This window comes from Flavobacterium sp. HJSW_4 (assembly GCF_042436695.1).
In the GTDB taxonomy this organism is placed as follows: Bacteria; Bacteroidota; Bacteroidia; order Flavobacteriales; family Flavobacteriaceae; genus Flavobacterium.
Genome location: NZ_JBHNPP010000002.1, coordinates 21,388 through 38,976, shown reverse-complemented (window position 1 = coordinate 38,976; position 17,589 = coordinate 21,388). Strand labels below are relative to the sequence as shown.

14 protein-coding genes are annotated in these 17,589 nt (G+C 36.0%); 13 read left to right on the top strand and 1 reads right to left on the bottom strand.

What is annotated here, in order from left to right; translation table 11 throughout:
• The first annotated feature begins 47 nt into the window (after positions 1-47).
• Positions 48-878: a hypothetical protein gene (locus ACE01P_RS01995; RefSeq protein ID WP_379693509.1), complete on the top strand. Its 831-nt coding sequence runs from the start codon at positions 48-50 to the stop codon at positions 876-878.
• A 286-nt stretch (positions 879-1,164) separates the two neighbouring features.
• Here ACE01P_RS01995 and ACE01P_RS01990 read toward each other — a convergent pair whose 3' ends face one another.
• Positions 1,165-1,464 (bottom strand): hypothetical protein, encoded by a 300-nt coding sequence (locus tag ACE01P_RS01990; RefSeq protein WP_379693507.1) that lies wholly within the window; start codon positions 1,462-1,464, stop codon positions 1,165-1,167.
• 325 nt (positions 1,465-1,789) lie between these two features.
• Between ACE01P_RS01990 and ACE01P_RS01985 the strand changes: the two genes are divergently transcribed.
• From ACE01P_RS01985 to ACE01P_RS01930, 12 genes are all read left to right on the top strand, one after another.
• The gene (locus ACE01P_RS01985; protein ID WP_379693504.1) at positions 1,790-2,179 is read left to right on the top strand and encodes a single-stranded DNA-binding protein; all 390 of its coding nucleotides are present in this window, start codon (positions 1,790-1,792) and stop codon (positions 2,177-2,179) included.
• A 110-nt stretch (positions 2,180-2,289) separates the two neighbouring features.
• The gene (locus ACE01P_RS01980) at positions 2,290-2,574 is read left to right on the top strand and encodes a hypothetical protein (protein WP_379693502.1); all 285 of its coding nucleotides are present in this window, start codon (positions 2,290-2,292) and stop codon (positions 2,572-2,574) included.
• A gap of 29 nt (positions 2,575-2,603) precedes the next feature.
• Entirely contained in the window at positions 2,604-2,984 is a 381-nt protein-coding gene (locus ACE01P_RS01975) for a PcfK-like family protein (protein WP_379693500.1), read from the top strand.
• Positions 2,981-4,297 (top strand): PcfJ domain-containing protein, encoded by a 1,317-nt coding sequence (locus ACE01P_RS01970; RefSeq protein WP_379693498.1) that lies wholly within the window; start codon positions 2,981-2,983, stop codon positions 4,295-4,297. The genes ACE01P_RS01975 and ACE01P_RS01970 overlap by 4 nt, the downstream gene beginning before the upstream one ends.
• A 226-nt stretch (positions 4,298-4,523) precedes the next feature.
• Positions 4,524-4,994 (top strand): JAB domain-containing protein, encoded by a 471-nt coding sequence (locus tag ACE01P_RS01965; RefSeq protein ID WP_379693495.1) that lies wholly within the window; start codon positions 4,524-4,526, stop codon positions 4,992-4,994.
• Between the two features lie 593 nt (positions 4,995-5,587).
• Positions 5,588-10,339: a hypothetical protein gene (locus tag ACE01P_RS01960; protein WP_379693491.1), complete on the top strand. Its 4,752-nt coding sequence runs from the start codon at positions 5,588-5,590 to the stop codon at positions 10,337-10,339.
• The gene (locus ACE01P_RS01955) at positions 10,336-11,526 is read left to right on the top strand and encodes a hypothetical protein (RefSeq protein WP_379693488.1); all 1,191 of its coding nucleotides are present in this window, start codon (positions 10,336-10,338) and stop codon (positions 11,524-11,526) included. The genes ACE01P_RS01960 and ACE01P_RS01955 overlap by 4 nt, the downstream gene beginning before the upstream one ends.
• Positions 11,527-11,682: 156 nt before the next feature.
• On the top strand, positions 11,683-12,669 hold the full coding sequence (locus ACE01P_RS01950) for an AAA family ATPase (RefSeq protein WP_379693486.1): 987 nt from the start codon (positions 11,683-11,685) through the stop codon (positions 12,667-12,669).
• The gene (locus ACE01P_RS01945; RefSeq protein WP_379693484.1) at positions 12,659-15,199 is read left to right on the top strand and encodes a S8 family peptidase; all 2,541 of its coding nucleotides are present in this window, start codon (positions 12,659-12,661) and stop codon (positions 15,197-15,199) included. Before ACE01P_RS01950 ends, ACE01P_RS01945 begins: the two co-directional genes overlap by 11 nt.
• 531 nt (positions 15,200-15,730) lie before the next feature.
• Positions 15,731-16,039 carry a winged helix-turn-helix transcriptional regulator gene (locus ACE01P_RS01940; protein WP_379693482.1) on the top strand — a complete coding sequence of 103 codons (309 nt, stop codon included), beginning with the start codon at positions 15,731-15,733 and terminating at the stop codon, positions 16,037-16,039.
• A gap of 26 nt (positions 16,040-16,065) precedes the next feature.
• Complete coding sequence (locus ACE01P_RS01935; RefSeq protein ID WP_379693480.1) at positions 16,066-16,596, top strand: Crp/Fnr family transcriptional regulator; 531 nt, start codon at positions 16,066-16,068, stop codon at positions 16,594-16,596.
• A gap of 73 nt (positions 16,597-16,669) precedes the next feature.
• A complete protein-coding gene (locus ACE01P_RS01930; protein ID WP_379693477.1) occupies positions 16,670-17,134 on the top strand; it encodes an HXXEE domain-containing protein in 465 nt (154 codons plus the stop codon).
• Positions 17,135-17,589: the final 455 nt, after the last annotated feature.

The following is a 17,589-nucleotide window of genomic DNA, read 5'->3' as shown; positions in this document are numbered from 1 at the left end:
TTGCCTTGTTATCCCTGTGGCCTTAAATATTATTAACAATAGAAAATATGAATTCAGATTATCAGGATAGAATAGATGCCGCTGAAGAAAGAATCACGGCTATAGAAAAAAGGATTAGATGGTATAGACAGTTTGCAGCTTCTCTTGTAATTGTAGGTTTTACTTCTTTTTTCGTTCTTCAGTACTTGATTATGTCGGGATCAGATGAAAGAAAAAATGTACTGAATATACTTGGGTCGATTTCAGGAGGTGCCGTGTCGTCACTTTTTGCTTTGGCCGGTTTAGTTTTAGTGTATGTTGCATTTTTAGGACAGAAGCAGCAGGTCATATACCAGCAGATTGAAATGATATATAATAAAATCGAACTGGAACTCACAAGGTCTGAAATGCGGAACCAGCAGCTGGAAATGAAAAATCAGAATGATACCATGAAGCTTCAGAAATTTGAAAATCTTTTTTTTCAATTGATTGCAAACTACCAGCATTGCAAGACTTCTTTCTACATAGTTATGGATAGCAACAGGTTTCTGGAATTTAAAGACTCCTATTATGAAAATATAGGGAAAATAGATCACGGCGGCAAAAATGATCTGCTTGTTTCAAAGTTTGCCTACAATGATGCACTGATTGAAAATCCGGCTTTTGAAACCACCTTTTATTACCAGGTAAATTCGATTTTAAAATTTATTTACAGCAGCGATGAAATTATTGATAAAGAACTATATGCCGAAATATTGGATAATTCGCTTTCAAGTGCCGAAAAATTCTGTCTTCTGCTTGTTGCTGAATTAGACGGAGGGATTGTGTCCGAGGATAGAACCTATATTGACCGCAGCCAGATTTTAAAGGGAATGAAGCTTCCTCAAATTGTGAGGTAAACAATCTTTTGCATTTAGGTTGGGGCGGCTTTTATGCTGTTAACTCTTGTTGGTATTTTTTAATTTATGGGCCTGGTGTTTATATTCCTGTATTTGGAGTGCAGCAATTCTGCCGCAGGGGTCTGTGAGCTGAAATACATATAGATATTATTTAGCTTTCTGAGGCAGAATAGGTGCAGGTTGCATTTTATTGTTTTCAGGATTAGTGTCTATGTTTTCCTTCTTGTTTGTACTTTTCTTTACGTACGGGATTTATTTCTAAGGCTTTTCGCATCAGTTCATCTGCTTACATCATGGAAACTTCAATGCCGGGATCTATTGCAGCTATTCGTTTTCTAAGTTCGAAGACAATCTGTTTGGCCTGAGCAGTACTATTTTTTGAAATACTTTCCTTTAAAAGCCATGGATATTTGAAGTTAAGCTTTTTTCCGAGTTCTTTTGCCTGAGCTTCATCCAGCAGTAAATGGTATCCTAATCTGATCTCGGCATTTCGAAATGCAATCAGTCTTTCCTTGGGCTTTATGATATTGAACTCATCACTGTTAAGGTTCTGTTTTTTTATTCTTAGTCTTATCGTTTCTCTCATTTCCCTTCCTGTATAATACAAGCCGGAATTCTGGAATTATAAAGCAAAAAACTGACTGGGGACCTGTTTCTTTTAGTAACCAGTGATAATGGGAATGTCATTCAGTTTTCATTCGAAACGGATAAAAAGGCAGCCAAGTTAGCGTGCACCGGATCCTGCAGGCGCATAACGGCCCTGCCGCCCTTCGGGACTTATAGCCCTCCGTATCCTTGATGCCCGCTTTATTGCTGCTTTCTTTTTTTCCGTTTTTTCTTTTGAAAACAATTGTTGGGAAAGGCAGGGGGAAAGAATTTTAAAAACAGTAATCATTTAAAATTTAGAAATCATGGAAATCACAGGACGATTAACAAGAGATGCAGTTGTTGCCAAAACAGCCAATGACAGGGAGGTGGTAAATTTTTCAATTGCAGTCAACGACAGCTACAAAGCCAAAGGAAGCGCAGAAGCGGTAAAAATAGTAACCTATATCGACTGTTCCTACTGGCTCAGTTCGGGTGTTGCGCAATGGCTTAAAAAAGGCGCAATGGTGGAGCTTTTCGGACGAATAGGAGTGAACGCCTATCTCAATTCGGAGGGCAAGGCTATGGCAAGCCTCACTTTTCACACGAGCAGCATCAAAATACTGGTGTTTGTCTCAGATGCGCAAGCCTTGCAGGGGCAGACAGCTCCTGCTAAAAAGAATAGAAAGGAACAGCCTGACGACCTGCCTTTTTAATTCCAATTAAATGTATAAGCCTAAAGAAACGAGTTATGAAAGCCTTGGAAAAATCAATATACGCCGAGTATGACGTTCACGACGCATTCAAAAAGATAATCCTTTCTGAAATGCAGTCCTATGACGGAACAAAAAAACAGCAGCTTAAAGCATTCCTTGAAGACATGCAGAGAAGCGGATGCATCAGCGGTATGGTAACCCAATTTATCTATCATGCCGACTGCAGGAAATTCTACATCGAGCATTTGGATGATTTGGAAGACATCAGAAAAGAAATGGAAGATTCCCTAGGGGAAGCGGTAAAAGACAGATACAGTCTGCCTCACTACACTTTTATGTGCTGGCTCTGTTTTGAGGAGTACTGTTACGACATCTACAGAACCTCTTTTGAATAATCTTTTTGTACAATCTAAAAACTTCCCTTATGAAAGCTTCAGAAAACTTCAAGACCGCCATAGAAAACTACCTCAATCAGACCGCCCTTGCCGATGCCGTCTTTGCAAAGGACTTCGCCAAGCAGTCCAAAAACTTGGAAAGCTGTTGCAATTATATTTTCGGCGAAGTGAAAAAAACGGGATTGTGCGCCTTTGACAATCAGGAAATCTTTGACATGGCGGTCAAATACTACTCCGATGACAGCATCGGACAGCCTCAGCCTGTAAACTGCAAGGTTGTGGTAAAAGAGCCTGCTGTGGCTGATTTGTTCACTTCCGCTCCCGAAGCTGTGCAGAATACCGCCGTCGTAAAAACGGCGGTCACTGCACCGAAAACCGAATCCAAAAACCCTACACTCTTTGACCTATGATACCGAAAACCATCATCGAAAAACAGATTGTGTCCCTGAGTGTAACACTTTCGCCTTTATCTGAAAAGATGCAGATTTGGGCAGAGAAGAATATTTTCATCAAATGGGGCGTGCTGTCAAGAGTGAAATTCCACTGCCTTGACTGCGCCCATGCCTGGAAGCCTGATGCCAAGAAAGCATCCTGCCAAAAGTATATCAGCTGCACGGCATGCAAGGGCAGGCTGAAAATGCAGCAATGCAATCAGGCGCATTTCAGGGAAATCGAGTACTTCGCCGTTTTGGATGTATGCGGTGGATTTCAGGTGGTGCGCATCGTCTGCTCGCATAAGAATATGAAAAAGAACTTCCTGCCGACCTACTACCACAAGGAAGTGATGCAGCATTGGATAAACGCAAAAGGGGAGGTGCGCACGCTCTCGCTCGGTACGAATGTTTTTTCGCAGGCCTATGATTCATGGAAATACTATTCCCCTTTGGAAATACGCCCTAAAAGTTTTGAGTCTTCCCCAAAATACCGCATCAATCCTTATAAAGTCTATCCGTGTTCAAAAGCGATTTCTATGCTGAAAAGGAACGGCTTCAAAGACAGTTTTTACGGCATAGCGCCTCAGGTGCTTTTTACTGCTCTTCTGAAAGATTCCCATGCTGAAACGCTCCTAAAAACTGGGCAGACCGATTTTCTTGCCCATTATCTCGTGTCGCATTCTCAGCACATCAGGGAGAACTGGCAGGCGGTCAAAACCTGCATTAGGAACAATTACAAGATAAAGGACTTTTCGCTTTGGGAAGATTACATCTACCTGCTCAGATGGTTCAAAAAGGATTTGAACAATGCCGAGATGGTATGCCCCGAAAATTTGGAGGTACAGCACGACAGGCTTGTGGAGAAAAAACGCATCATCCAAAGGCGTAAGCATATAAAAGAACTTCGCGCAGAAATACAGCAGGCGCAGATTGCCTACGAAGAGCAGAAAAAGCAGTTTTTCGGATTGGAGTTCAATAACGAGAATCTTTCCATCTGCGTAATGGAAAGCGTGCATGATTTTCTTGAGCAGGGCGATATGCTCCGCCACTGCGTATTTGCCAACGAATACTACAAAAAGAGAAACTCCCTTATCCTTTCTGCGAAATTTGAAAACAAGCCTGTGGAGACCATAGAAGTGGCGCTTCCCTCTCTTGAAGTTCTACAGTGCAGGGGAGATAAAAACAAGGATTCTCCGCATCACAAGCAGATTTTGAAGCTTCTGAATCAGAACCTCTATCAGATTAAGAAGCGCCTTAAAAGCAAAAAAGAAGAAAGAGCCGAAACTTAGTTTTCGGTTTTTTTGTGCTAAATCGGCGAGCAGACACTTATAGGCGGGGATATCGTCTCAGGGGTTCAGGCTTAATTCCGAAACAAAGTTCGGGAAGGAAACGCGGTTCGCAGAAAAAAATTCCCCCATAAATGCAGGGGAAAAACCTGCTTTATTGCGTTGCTTTTTTCGCTCGCTTTCTCATTCCCGGTTCAGGTTCCATTATTAATCTTAAAACTTGGAAATCATGGAAACTTCAAAAACACTTCAAAACTGGAATCAGGTAGCAGAAATCCAGCTTATCTACAAAACCAAAGTTAAAGCTTCAGAAAGACCCTATATCACATCTTCCAAAACAGTTTACCAATTGGCGGTCCAGTGCTGGAATCCCGATACCATTGAATTTTTCGAGGAGTTCAAGATACTGCTTCTGAATCAGTCCAATAAGGTATTGGGTATGTATGAAGTATCTTCGGGAGGAATCGCCGGCACTTCAGTAGACCTAAGGCTGATTTTTGCAGCTGCCCTTAAAGCAAATGCCGTATCGCTGATCATGATCCACAACCATCCATCAGGACAGGTAAAGCCTTCCGAAGCTGATAAGCAGATAACCAGAAAAGTTAAAGAAGCAGGCAGAATTATGGATGTCATACTGGTAGATCATCTGATCATTACTCCTGAAACTTATTATTCCTTTGTAGATGAAGGAGCTTTATAGCTCCGTGTATTAATAACTTTTAATTTCTAACTAATTCTGATAATAAAAATATTTATTAATGATATTTCATTTTAAATTGGGATAACTTTCTCTGAATTTTAATTGATAATCATGAGCAACTAAAATTATAATTTATGATATTTTAAAGCCTATATTGGCTAGGTTTTCATTACGTATTTTTAGGGTAAAAATGAAGTTTAAACGAGTAGGAATTGATAATGCACGTGATATCTTGCTATGTGACTGTTAATTTTTTGGAGAATATAAAGAGAGTTTTTTTATATCCCTTAATTATTTTATGGTAATGTTTCAAAACCAAACTTCTAGTTTAGATATATAAAATATTTTAATTTGGTACTGGATCGGAATGCACCTATTTTGCGCCTACATTTTAAGTAGTGTTCTCTTAAGTAATATTCACTTACTAATTTTGTAATAGTTTGTTTTTTTATGGGATACATCGCGATTTATTACTGGATTTAAAAGATTTGAATTCAGGTATTTTTACGTATAGTTAACTCAAATTATTAAAATATTTTTAATTTCTAAAAACCGATTCCTAACATATATAAAATAAAGCAATACATATTTAAATGGTTTATAAATTTCCGACCAAGTTTACAGAGGTGCATATTGACGAATTTGTAGACAATGTTTATAGCTCAATTAATAGAAAAGATAAAAGTTTCCTTTTTGATTTAAGCCAAACCCAGTGGATGTCAAATCAAAACTTACTGCTCTTCACAGGTATTTTAAAATATCTATATAATAATAAATTCTCATTCAAAGTACAATTTTTGGAACCAGGAGTCCCTTCAGGTGAAGTTAATGACAGGGTTAAGATTCAAATAGTTCAACTCTGGGAAATATGGAAAATATATTCGGTAATTTCAGATGGGAATTTTGGGCCATATTTTGACATCGATTATGGTTCTGTTAAGAATTTTATTTTAGAGCTAAAATCTAAAAGAAAATACAATGAAACAGATAAAGAGATTTACGATAGGTTTGGTGTAACACCTTTTGTTTCATTGGATCGGATAAAGAATTACAAGGATGAAAAATTAATTGACAGTGAAATTGATCCTATTTATACGCTTAATGAACTAGTTCGTGAAAAATTGAGAAGAGCAAATTGCGATCATCCGTTTGTGAACAAAACACTAAGTAGTATTATCACAAAGGAGCTATATGAGAATTTTTTAGACCATACAAATTTTGCTTTTCAAGATACAGAAAACAAATGGGCATTCATGAGTTTGGCACTAAAACAAGGTCATGTAAAATACAATCCCTCCATTCTAGAGAAAAATTTTCGTGAAGAGGAACTTACTGAAAGTAGAGATTTTTTCATGAAAAACAATCTTTTTAAAAATGAGCATCTTCTTCAGTTTTCGTTTCTGGATTTTGGTGAAGGTATCGCTAGTACTTTAGTAGATCAGTTTAGAATTGACAAACAAGTGCCTGATGAGATTGGGAACGAAGAAGTAGATCATAACGAAATTCTAAAATATGCTTTTGAACATAATAGCTCAAGAACACCCATAAAGAATGTTGATGATACTTTTTTTATTCCCAGAGGACTTTTCGATCTGTTAACAATTGTTAGAAGGTATAGAGGTTTGTTAATATTACGAAGTAACAAGGGAAAGATTTTGTACGATTTTTCAGTTGAGACAAGCATTGATTCTGCAGTAAGATCTTTTGGTGATAAATCAAAACTCTTTCCAGGTACATTTATCACCATTTATCTACCAGCGCTTTTTAGTACTGAGATATTTAATAACTCTGCTATTAAGCCAGATTTTAGTTTTCAGAATAAAAGCATTGATGAGACTAGGTATATAAATTTATATACCCTTTTCCAAAATCTAAATCAAGAAAAAGAATTTATTTATGTAGAACTGATCGAGAATTTAAGGGTGACGCTGGAGAATAAATCGGCAAAATCCTATTTGAACTACATAAGCTTTTTGGGATGTAGAGATGAAAGGCTGATAAAAAAAACTGCTTTTTATTTTCTTACAAGTTATGATATAAATATCAACAACAACATTGTAGTATTTCACCCTCCAGAGCGACATATTTTGCAGGCAATAAATGATGAATTGTTAAGTCTGAGTGAAATTATCAAAAACTTTAAAATTCATCCCATTCCTTTTATCTACGCATCAGATGGGGATGAGTTAGATGTCTTTTGGTTGGGGCTTTATGACCAAGAAGATAAAAACAACCTTACAAAGTATGCATATGAAGGACACCTAAGTCCCAAAAGCGATTTTAGGGACTTCAATAATATTTTAGGCCATCTTCATTATTATGATGAGTACAATAATGTTTACTCACATTTACCACATATTGATTTTATAGACAGCTACTATAATAAGTTCCGTACGATAAATGATCTTTTGGTCCAGGAATTGATTGAGTTTAATAAATGTCTTCGAAATGAGGGATTGTATTTATGCAATGGTAATTATTATCAGGATACCTTTTTGCATCTTACAGATTTACTGAATAATGATGAGGACTGCTTTCAGTTGACTAAAATGCTGTACGATAGAATAGTTAAGGCTAATGAGCATTTAGATGAATTAAATTACATAGCTGTAACTTCCGCTAGTCATAAGATAGTTAAATCTATGATTAAGCAACATCTCATTAAGGCAGAAAATTGTATTTTTTTAGATAACTATTTTTCTTTCGAAAAAGATAAGAAAAATGGAAATTTTAAATCAGCAACAAATTATGTTTTAATAGGTGATGCAATTTCGACTGGTGGAATGACCAGAAGGCTTGAAAAGTTGCTCACTACTGTTGGATCTAAATTAATAACTATTGCTACAATTGCAAATACACTTGATGAGAATTTTGCAAACAGTGCGGATTTTATAAAGGATTTTGGATCCAAGATAGTAGCCTTATATACTTTACCAATCAAAAAGTACAGAAGAGCAGAAATTATGGATAAAGAGAGATTGCGAGAGGTAATCCGCATTAATCCCTACACAAATATCCCTATTACTTTTTCTGATGTGAATACTTTAAAAGAGTCTGTAATATTTAGTACTGAAGAGTTTGTTAATTATCTAGAAGATGACGATATCACGGTTAATTTTAAGGTTTTTAATAATTTAATTCATCCTTACTTTTTTAATTTAAAAAATATTCTTAGCAGAGAAAACACTCATTTGCACCGAGGCAAGCCATCATTTGTGGCTGAAATTTTTGATGTCACATCTCTGAATGTTGCAGTTGATTTAAAAGTGTTCTATCCTAAGAATTCGGATATTTCGCATTTAGATTTTGAACTTTTAAAATCAAAAGTTTTTCAAAACCATGCAGTTAATTTTTTTGAACTGGAAAGATTTAATACTGAAGAAGGATGGAAATTTCCTCATACTACAGAATATTACTCTACAATTGTAGAAGGAAGTAGAATCGTTATTCTTGATGATGGAAGCTGTTCAGGAGACTCATTACTTCAGATGATTAACGAACTATCTTTTTTTAGCCCTTCAAAGATCGATCTTGTTAGTTTAATTGGCAGGGTAGACGACCATAAGCGAGAATTTTTCTCCCGCATAAATTTGTTAAGCACTAAGACTGGAAATGCAGTTAAAGTAAATATTTTTTTTGGAAGCCATTGGCATATTTCGACATTTTATCTCAATAATTCACCATATTCTAAAGAAATAGACTGGCTGAAAGAATTACTTAAGATACAAAACACACCCTTAAATTTACGCCATATAGCACAGGTTATTTTAAGAGACATCAGTCCTCAGAAAGAGAATGAGCTAGATTATAAATACCTTCCAAAAAATAAAGAAAACGGCTCACTGCCTAAAAAAGATATAATTTTAATCCGTAATCAGATAGGTAAAATTACTGGATACCGGTTTTATAGAGAAAGTTTTAACTGGTTCAATTCTTTTATTACAAAGTATGAGGGAAGAGATAAAGCATCCGATAGAACCAGAGAAATAGAGCTTTTATGTATGTGCTTACTTTATGAGCCGTATCTTTATGACAGAATTGCAAATTTGCTGCCTGATGTAAAAGAAAAACTGCAAGAATTTGTTGATACTTTAATTATGGGCCATCCAGTCTCAGGATTAAAAATAGACATGGACAAACATCTTTATTATGATTGGAAGGATAATAAAAGAGATATATTGCATTTGTTCTTTATAGTGTATAAAAATGAAAATCTTCTATGGAAGATGTCGGAAGAAAATCTCTTGAAACTTTTAGAGTTTGCAAGCGGAGCTTTCGTGAAATCTACTGGATTTAATTATATTCTATATAAATTATTAATATATTTTCCGATCAATAAAAGCGAGGTATTGCTTAAGCCGTACTCTGTAGATATATCTGCTTTTTTGCTTAGAATGTTGAAGTCTGATAATTTAGATTTAAAATCTAAATCTGATTTAAATAGATTCTACTCTTTTATAAATACTCTTCCAAAAGCAGATGATTTTAAGTCTCAGTTAAAAGAAATCAGGGATTTGTATTGGGAGCAGGACCAGCCAAGACTGCATGACGATCGAAATTCGTTTAATCATAATATTTCGATGATAATTGTGGCTCTTATGGAAATGAAGAAATCATGCGAGAAGCAGGAAGTCCTTCATGATGAAAAAATTATTTCAATTAAAGACAGTTGGTGGAGTATAAAGTTTGACTTCCTTGATAAAATTATAACGTTTTATAGATCTTTTGATGATTTCTTCAAGCCATATCCTTATTTTCTGATACTTGACAAAATGGAAAAGAAGAGTAATTCACTTCTGCAGATGTATGTTTCAATTGACGAATTTATATTTAATATAAGACAGAGAGGAAATGATCCAAAAAACTATGATTCAACATGCGAGTTTCTGGAAGCAATTCAGATTGGTTTTGGGATTGAGTCAGATTTTAGAAAAATATTTGACACACCTAGTGTAAGTTTTGACAGATTTATAGAAAAATTTATAGCGAAGTTAGAACTTTTGGAAACAGAAATTATAATCGACGATAAAAAAATGGGCGAAAACCATGTTATTAATATACCTGAAGTATACGTGGATAAGCTTATTGTCGATGAGTTATATGATAACTTAAAATTTTATTGCAGCAAAACTGTGCCCGTTAAAATCTCAATTTACAAGGATAGCGACAATTTAATAGTTGATCTAGAAAACTATTTTACTGAAAGTGTGAAGGAATTTAGCAGTAAAGAGGGGCTAAATGGACTTAATTACTTATCAGACGGGACAATTTTTGCTTTTTCGTATAATCACCATGTGGATACAATTAATAATATTTTCAGTCAAACATTAAAATTTAAAATATGAAAGCATCTGACGTTGTTTTACTAGTTTACGATGAGAAAGAACATTTCGAAAAGAATCTTCATTTTCTAGGAGAAACATTATTTAAGGACATAAAACTGGTAGAAAACCTGCAACAATTAGACGATAAAATTTCTAAACTAGATGACAATGCATTTGTCTTTTTGGCTGTACATGCCTTCTTTACGATGGAACAGAAAGGTATTAGAGCTTTTTTAACTTCTGGAATAAAAGAGAAATATCCTCTTTTCGATGAAATGTTTATTTCAGAAGGAAATGGAGTGAAAATAAAAAAAGAACTGCTTGATCACGATATTACGCTCACTAAGAATATAAGCAGGTATCACCATGTTGCAACTTCAATTGATAAAGAATTAGTAAAAGTTTATACAAAAAAGGATATGCTGGAACGCAGAGAGAAACTTGGAACTACAGAAACTGATGTAGCTGCAATAGAATATGTGGTTATCACTGCTCTTGAAGAAGATGAAATGGCTCAAGTTCTTCCTTTGATAAAGAGCGAGGGAAGAATAAAAAATGCAGTTCATAACATAGAATATGGAACTTTTGTGGACAATCCACAAAAAAAGGTGGCTTTTGTATCTCAACATTCCACTGGGATGGTTGATGCATCTATATTAGCGACAGAAATGATTTTAAGGTTTTCTCCTAAGTACATCATTATGACTGGGGTAATGGGGGGGAAGCCGGATGATACAAAAATCGGAGATATTATAGTATCAACAAAAGTATTTACAATCGATAAAGGAAAATTATCAGGATCCGAGTTTAAAAGAGAAATCGAAGCCAGTAATACAGACAGTGCTGCAATATCATTATTTAGGAGACACAAAGAGCAAATTGAAAGGTACATTAAGGATTTAAATGTAACTCGAAATGATAATGTTTCTATACATTTTGAGCCGGTAGCTTGCGTCAGGCAGGTTATAGATGTTGAAGGATACTTCGCCGAAAAAATTTCAGTAAACGATAGAAAGACAATTGGCCTAGAGATGGAGAGCTATGGAATTGCAAGGGCTTGTGAACTTGTCAATGATAAAAGAACAATTCCCCTTATTATAAAGTCAGTAATGGATAATACTGCTCAAAAGACAGATGGAGCAAAAAAGTATGCAGCATGGACAAGTGCAATGTTTCTAAAGTATATTGTAGCCAATGATTTAATATAAAAGTTACGACGAAATATTATTTTGACGGTTTTTCATTATGAAAAGTATTTAAAGTACTTCGCTATGTACTGATTATGTTATTGTTTTTTTGTATATTTATATTAAGGGTTATCATAATAACAAAAAAATATTACCTTCGCAACAACTTAAAAGATTATGGCAGCTGCGGATCAAATAAAATCATTAATCAAATCTTTCGGAGAAGGTGATGAAAGCCGTTTCTTTGCGACTGCTATGCAAATAGCGGCCACTGAAGCGAGGAAAGGTCATTCCAATTTTGCGCAGGAACTGAAAAATGTGATTGATAAAGCGCGAAAAGAGCGTTCACAAGATTTCATTGAAAACAAAGCTATTCCTTTAAATGTTCATAAGAGAGATCTTGAAGAACTTATCGAAGTCTTCCAGCCAAAAATCAAGCTCAGCAGTATGGTCTTGGATCTGCAAACACAGAACAGCCTTAAGAGTGTAATAAAAGAGCAGGAAAAGTGGCAGGTATTAAAGCAGCATAATCTAGAGCCGAAAAGAAAACTTCTTCTCACAGGAGAGCCAGGGACAGGAAAGACAATGACTGCCCAAGCAATTGCAGGAGAATTAGGGCTAATGGTTTATATTATCCGCTTGGATGGTCTTATATCTAAATATTTAGGAGAATCAATTGCTAAACTCAGACTAATATTTGATGCAATGCTTGATCATAGGGCAGTTTATTTATTTGATGAATTTGATTCTATAGGTTCACATAGAAATTTGCAGCATGATGTTGGAGAAATCAAAAGAGTGTTAAACTCATTTCTCATAAATATAGAAAAGGATCCCAGCAACAGTATTATTATCGCTGCGACAAATTTGCCTGAATCATTGGACAGTGCACTTTTTAGAAGGTTCGATGATATAATTGAATATCCACTTCCTGATGAGGAGCATATTGTATCGATAATTAAAAAAAGTCTGCATAATTTTAAATTTAGTAGCAAGGTCAATTTCAAAGAGCTTTCAAAAATTTCTGTGGGACTTAATTATTCTGACATTGTAAAAGCATGCAATGATACTATAAAAGAAATGATTCTCTCCGGTTCGGAGAATTTGCAATTTGAGCTTCTAAAGGATAATCTTAAAAAAAGAAAGATAATAAATGTCAAATAAATCGCATATCAAGCTGGATAGTTACAATGAGAGCAATTCGTTCAGATATGCGGGACCGACTCCTAGAAATCGTAAAGAGAAACAGATCCGCGATAGAAACTATCATGGCAGGATGCTGCTAGATCAAATAAATGCAGTAAGAGAGCATTTCGAACTTAGTGAGGAAGAAATAATTGATCCCACTCTAATCAGAGACGATGTAGTATATGTTCAATTCAGTTCAGATTGGGGCTATAGTCTTGATTTCGATAAATTTGACAAAGACGGCTTAAGGGCCAATAAAAAAATATTCCAGCTTCTTAACACTAGCTGCGAAGAAATCATCGAGGATGGTCAGCGTAAATTTCGATATCATGTGCTGGCAGTAATAAACAGATTAGGAGTTTCGGAATTTGTAGAAAAAATAGAGTCCTTTCTAGTCAAAAATACATTTAGGTTTAATAAAGAAACTAATGAAAGGGAAGCTACTGATGTACCGGCAAATTCTGATCTTCTCAACAATATTGAAATCATTCAAATTGCAACGCTTAAGGCATTCTGGACAGATGAACCAGAAATTCCTTTTCCTTCCGATAATCAGAATGTATGGTGGGAAGTCTGGTTTCGAAAGACCCGTTCCGATTCAGATAATTTATTAAAAGCCTTGTATAATCTGACACTGCATGGCTGCAGGATTGGAGATCAGACTCTTGAGTTGACCGAACATATTGTAAAGTTAGTAAAAGGGACTTCTGCCCAGCTATCAAGGGCGCTTCTTGTCTTAGACAATTTAGCAGAACTAAGAAATCCTCAACAGATTTCAGATTTCATCACCCATAAAGATATTTCACAGGAAAATAAGGTCGAGTACTTAGATGATCTAAAATCCAGGATTGATTCCGAATTTACGCCCGAGAGTGTTCTGATTTGTCTTTTGGACAGCGGAGTTAATAATAAACACCCTTTACTTGTTCCATTTCTTCCCGATTCACATTTATATACCTACAACGATTCTTGGGGGACCGGTGATTCTGAACCGCGTGGAGGCCACGGGACGGGTGTTGCGGGGTTAGCTCTATACGGTGATCTAACAGTTGCACTGTCTCAACCTGAACGAATAAAAATATTTCATGGTTTAGAATCCTATAAGATATATCATCATCGTACTCCAAATGATCCTAAACTATATGGGGCAATTACTCATACTGCGGTAACAACGGGGGTAGCCGACAGGCCAAATAATCCAAGGGTCTACTGCATGACAGTGACGGATAGTAATCTACGCTTTAAAGGACGTCCTTCTGCATGGTCTTCAGCTGTCGATCAAATAATTTTTGGAATCGATGATGAACCACAGCTATTTATTGTTAGCGGAGGTAATGTGTATGGCACAAAGCATGAAGATTATCCAGATCTTAACCACTTGGAGTGTATTCATGACCCTGGCCAGGCATACAATGTGATAACAATAGGGACGTACACACGCAAAGACAAAATTAATGCGGCGACTGGTTTGACAGCGGTGGCACGTTATGGTGCAATGGCTCCAAGTAATCCTACTTCTTTGCTCTTTGATAACAACTACCCTAACAAGCCGGAGCTAGTTTTAGAAGGAGGAAACAGTTCTACAGATGGAGTTTACACATCAGATCATTCAGATTTAAAAATGCTGTCTTTGGATGCTGATCATGATACGGATATTTTTATACCATTCGGTGACACAAGTGGCGCCGCAGCACTAGCCTCGAAGCTGGCAGCTGAAATTAAGATAAATTATCCAAATTACTGGCCTGAGACCATTAGAGCCTTGATGGTACATTCTGGTGAATGGACTTCAGAGATGTTATCTAACAAATCTCTTAGAATGCATAAGAAAAGAGATAAAATAAACCTGTTGCGTACGGTTGGTTATGGAGTTCCTAACCTGCAAAAAGCGCTTTACAGCGCCGAAAATAACCTGACTCTTGTCGCAGAACGTACAATACAGCCCTACAAGAAGGAAGGTGGATCTGGTAAATATAATGATTATCATTTATATACACTTCCTTGGCCAAAAGAGGCACTAGAGGCTCTGGAGCAGCAGATGGCAACATTGAAAATCACTCTTTCATACTATATTGAACCTAACCCAGGAAGCAGAAAATTTGCAAGTCATTACCAATATGCATCTCATCAGTTAGATTTCGAAATTATAAAGCGCTTGGAAACTCTTGAAGAGTTTAAGGCTCGAATCTCAAAACCTGAAGATGAAGATTCTGAAAGCGCAGTAAACAGAAGAGGGGAAAAGTGGACTTTGGGCAGTTCAAGTATTAAAGGCTCAATAAGAAAGGATCTTTTAACATTTACAGGTCGGGAAATGGCAGAACGAAATGTCATCGCAGTTTTTCCTAAGAACGGTTGGTATAAGAATTTAAAAAGACAGAATAAATTCAACCAAAAGGTACGTTACAGTTTGATTATTAGTATAGAAACGGATGCGGAAGAAGTTGATCTATACACGCCTGTACTAACACAAATCTCTGTGAAAAATAAGGTTGAGGCCAGATCTTAATTTTATTTTTGAACCGTGATTCAATGCTCAAATCTTTTGAGTACTTCTAAACATTGGAGCATTTTCTATTCCCGAAGGGATAATAGGTCTTTCAAAGGGCATAATGTCTATGCTGTCAATACTTTCAGCATTAATCTACGAGGCCTTGATAATTTTCAATTCCGTCTTTAGTATGCCTAAATCATAAAATGGTTGCAGCTGCATAGTTTTGTCTATGAAAGCTGGTGTCAAAAGATATTTATTAAAATAACGGTAGAAGTTAATTAAATTCGTAAGATTTGTATTGTCCTTAAGTTGCATGGTGTGCATTTTAACTGTATGGAAAAAAAAAATCCTTCGCAAAATCTTTTTTCATGTCTTTCTTAACCAACATTCTTTATCAACGCGGGAGAAGTAACTCAATTTAAATTAGATTTGTTTTGTACCTTATTTGTACCATTGCCTTGTTAAGTATTGATTTATATAGGTTGTTAATTTTGAAGAAGAAAAATAATCCCGAACCTGAATTGCGGACTTGACCTGATAGGGGAAGTGCTATACGGCAAATGGAAGATACGCCTGCTTTGGTTTATTGATCAAGGGCATAAAAGGCCAAGCGAACTGCAGCGTAAAATCCCTGATGCTTCGCGCAGGGTTTTAAATATGCAGCTGAAGGAACTGGAGGACCATGAATTGGTCTCAAAGGTCATTTATCCTGTTATGCCTCCTAAAGTCGAATACAGTCTGACAGATTTTGGAAAAACATTAATTCCAGTAATTGCTGTGATCGGCAATTGGGGAGATGAACATGAGGCACGTTTACGAAGCTTGATTTTGAAACGTTTAGAATCAAATCATTGATTTATTTGACGAAAAAAGAATGAGTAATGAAATCGCAAGTCGAATCAATACAGAAATTAAAAGAGATATTTGAAAGGCGCGAATTTCCAGCGAAGACATTGCTTGTAAATGAAGGAACTATAGCGCAAAATATTTATTATATTGAAAATGGTGCTGCACGGGTGTGGTTACATCATGAGGGGAAAGAAATTACAATTCAGTTTCTTTTTGAGGGAGGTTTTATAGCTTCTATAGAAAGTATTATTTCTGGAGAGAAAAGCTGGTATACCATAGAAACTATTGAGCCCGTGATCTTATACAGTATAAGTACAGCTGATTTTAAAAAGAAAATGGAGGTGTTGCCACACGTAAGAGAATTTTATTACTGCTACATACAGCAGTCATTATTATCTTATCAGAAACGTATGCTATCACAGATTAAAAATACTCCCGAAGAACGTTACAAGGAAATGCTTCGGGAATTTCCTGAGATTATAAGAAGGATTCCCCAACACTATATTGCTTCTTATTTGGGAATTACTTCTGTTTCATTGAGCAGAATTCGAAACAGAAAGTGATTAATTAACAATTGTTATCGTCTAGGTTTTGATGGTTTTGGAACTTTGCACCAGAACATTAAAGTAAGATAACATGATAACATTTTCAACACTCGCATTTTTATTAGCAGCGGCAGCTATGCTGCATGTAACTGAAGAATTTTTATTTCCAGGAGGTTTTGCTGACTGGTATGCAAGACTCGTTCCTCCTAAAAAAGTTAAAAAAAATAACGGCGGATTTTTGGTCTGGATTAACACTTTTATGATGTGTGCAATTGCCTTTTCGATTCATTTTGGAGATACCAAGCTAGGACACAGTATCTGGTACGACGTGGCCGCAATTCTTATGGCCAATGCCTGTTTTCATATTTGGGGAGTTTTTAAATTAAAAAGTTATTCTCCAGGAATTATAACTGCCGTGCTTTTTTATATTCCGCTTTTTGTAGTTGGCACTATGCAATTAGTCAGTACAGGAATACTTCCTTGGTATAGAGCATTGTTTTCTATTTGTTTAGGAATTGGCTTCCATGTTTTTTCTTTAATTAGACAAGGGAAGTAGTTTAATATTAAAACAATTCACTTTTGAATCATTTGATATATCCGAAACTAAACATCCTAGGCGCTGATATTTTAGGAGATATTTCCTATTTCAAACTAAAAGTTTCAGAAGAAATAAATATTCTTTTAAAAAAAAATCAAAAGAGAAAAACCATAAAAAAAGCTGTACAAAGGCGGTATGCAAAAATGGTGTTTTTTAGGCATGACCAGAAGCCTGTTTAACGCTTGCAACACCATTGTTTAATAAAAGTTTAGGCTTCATCCGTTTATTTTTTCCTTGTGGTGCTGCGTTAGCCATTTCTCCATTTTATGGAGTAACTCGATTTCATTGAAGTTCCCAGATGGATCGGAAAGGCCATCTATGGTTCTTTCATAATTGAACCTGTTGGGCTCGAACAGGCAGGTAAATTTGGGGTGCTCGTGATGTGAAACCATCCATTGGTTTTGGTCTGTTCT

Excerpts from the sequence above, each read along its gene's own strand:
- ACE01P_RS01960 (WP_379693491.1), top strand. The coding sequence starts at position 5,588 with ATGGTTTATAAATTTCCGACCAAGTTTACAGAGGTGCATATTGACGAA.
- ACE01P_RS01955 (WP_379693488.1), top strand. The coding sequence starts at position 10,336 with ATGAAAGCATCTGACGTTGTTTTACTAGTTTACGATGAGAAAGAACAT.
- ACE01P_RS01995 (WP_379693509.1), top strand. The coding sequence starts at position 48 with ATGAATTCAGATTATCAGGATAGAATAGATGCCGCTGAAGAAAGAATC.
- ACE01P_RS01985 (WP_379693504.1), top strand. The coding sequence starts at position 1,790 with ATGGAAATCACAGGACGATTAACAAGAGATGCAGTTGTTGCCAAAACA.
- ACE01P_RS01965 (WP_379693495.1), top strand. The coding sequence starts at position 4,524 with ATGGAAACTTCAAAAACACTTCAAAACTGGAATCAGGTAGCAGAAATC.
- ACE01P_RS01935 (WP_379693480.1), top strand. The coding sequence starts at position 16,066 with ATGAAATCGCAAGTCGAATCAATACAGAAATTAAAAGAGATATTTGAA.
- ACE01P_RS01930 (WP_379693477.1), top strand. The coding sequence starts at position 16,670 with ATGATAACATTTTCAACACTCGCATTTTTATTAGCAGCGGCAGCTATG.
- ACE01P_RS01990 (WP_379693507.1), bottom strand. The coding sequence starts at position 1,464 with ATGAGAGAAACGATAAGACTAAGAATAAAAAAACAGAACCTTAACAGT.
- ACE01P_RS01945 (WP_379693484.1), top strand. The coding sequence starts at position 12,659 with ATGTCAAATAAATCGCATATCAAGCTGGATAGTTACAATGAGAGCAAT.
- ACE01P_RS01950 (WP_379693486.1), top strand. The coding sequence starts at position 11,683 with ATGGCAGCTGCGGATCAAATAAAATCATTAATCAAATCTTTCGGAGAA.
- ACE01P_RS01970 (WP_379693498.1), top strand. The coding sequence starts at position 2,981 with ATGATACCGAAAACCATCATCGAAAAACAGATTGTGTCCCTGAGTGTA.
- ACE01P_RS01980 (WP_379693502.1), top strand. The coding sequence starts at position 2,290 with ATGCAGTCCTATGACGGAACAAAAAAACAGCAGCTTAAAGCATTCCTT.
- ACE01P_RS01975 (WP_379693500.1), top strand. The coding sequence starts at position 2,604 with ATGAAAGCTTCAGAAAACTTCAAGACCGCCATAGAAAACTACCTCAAT.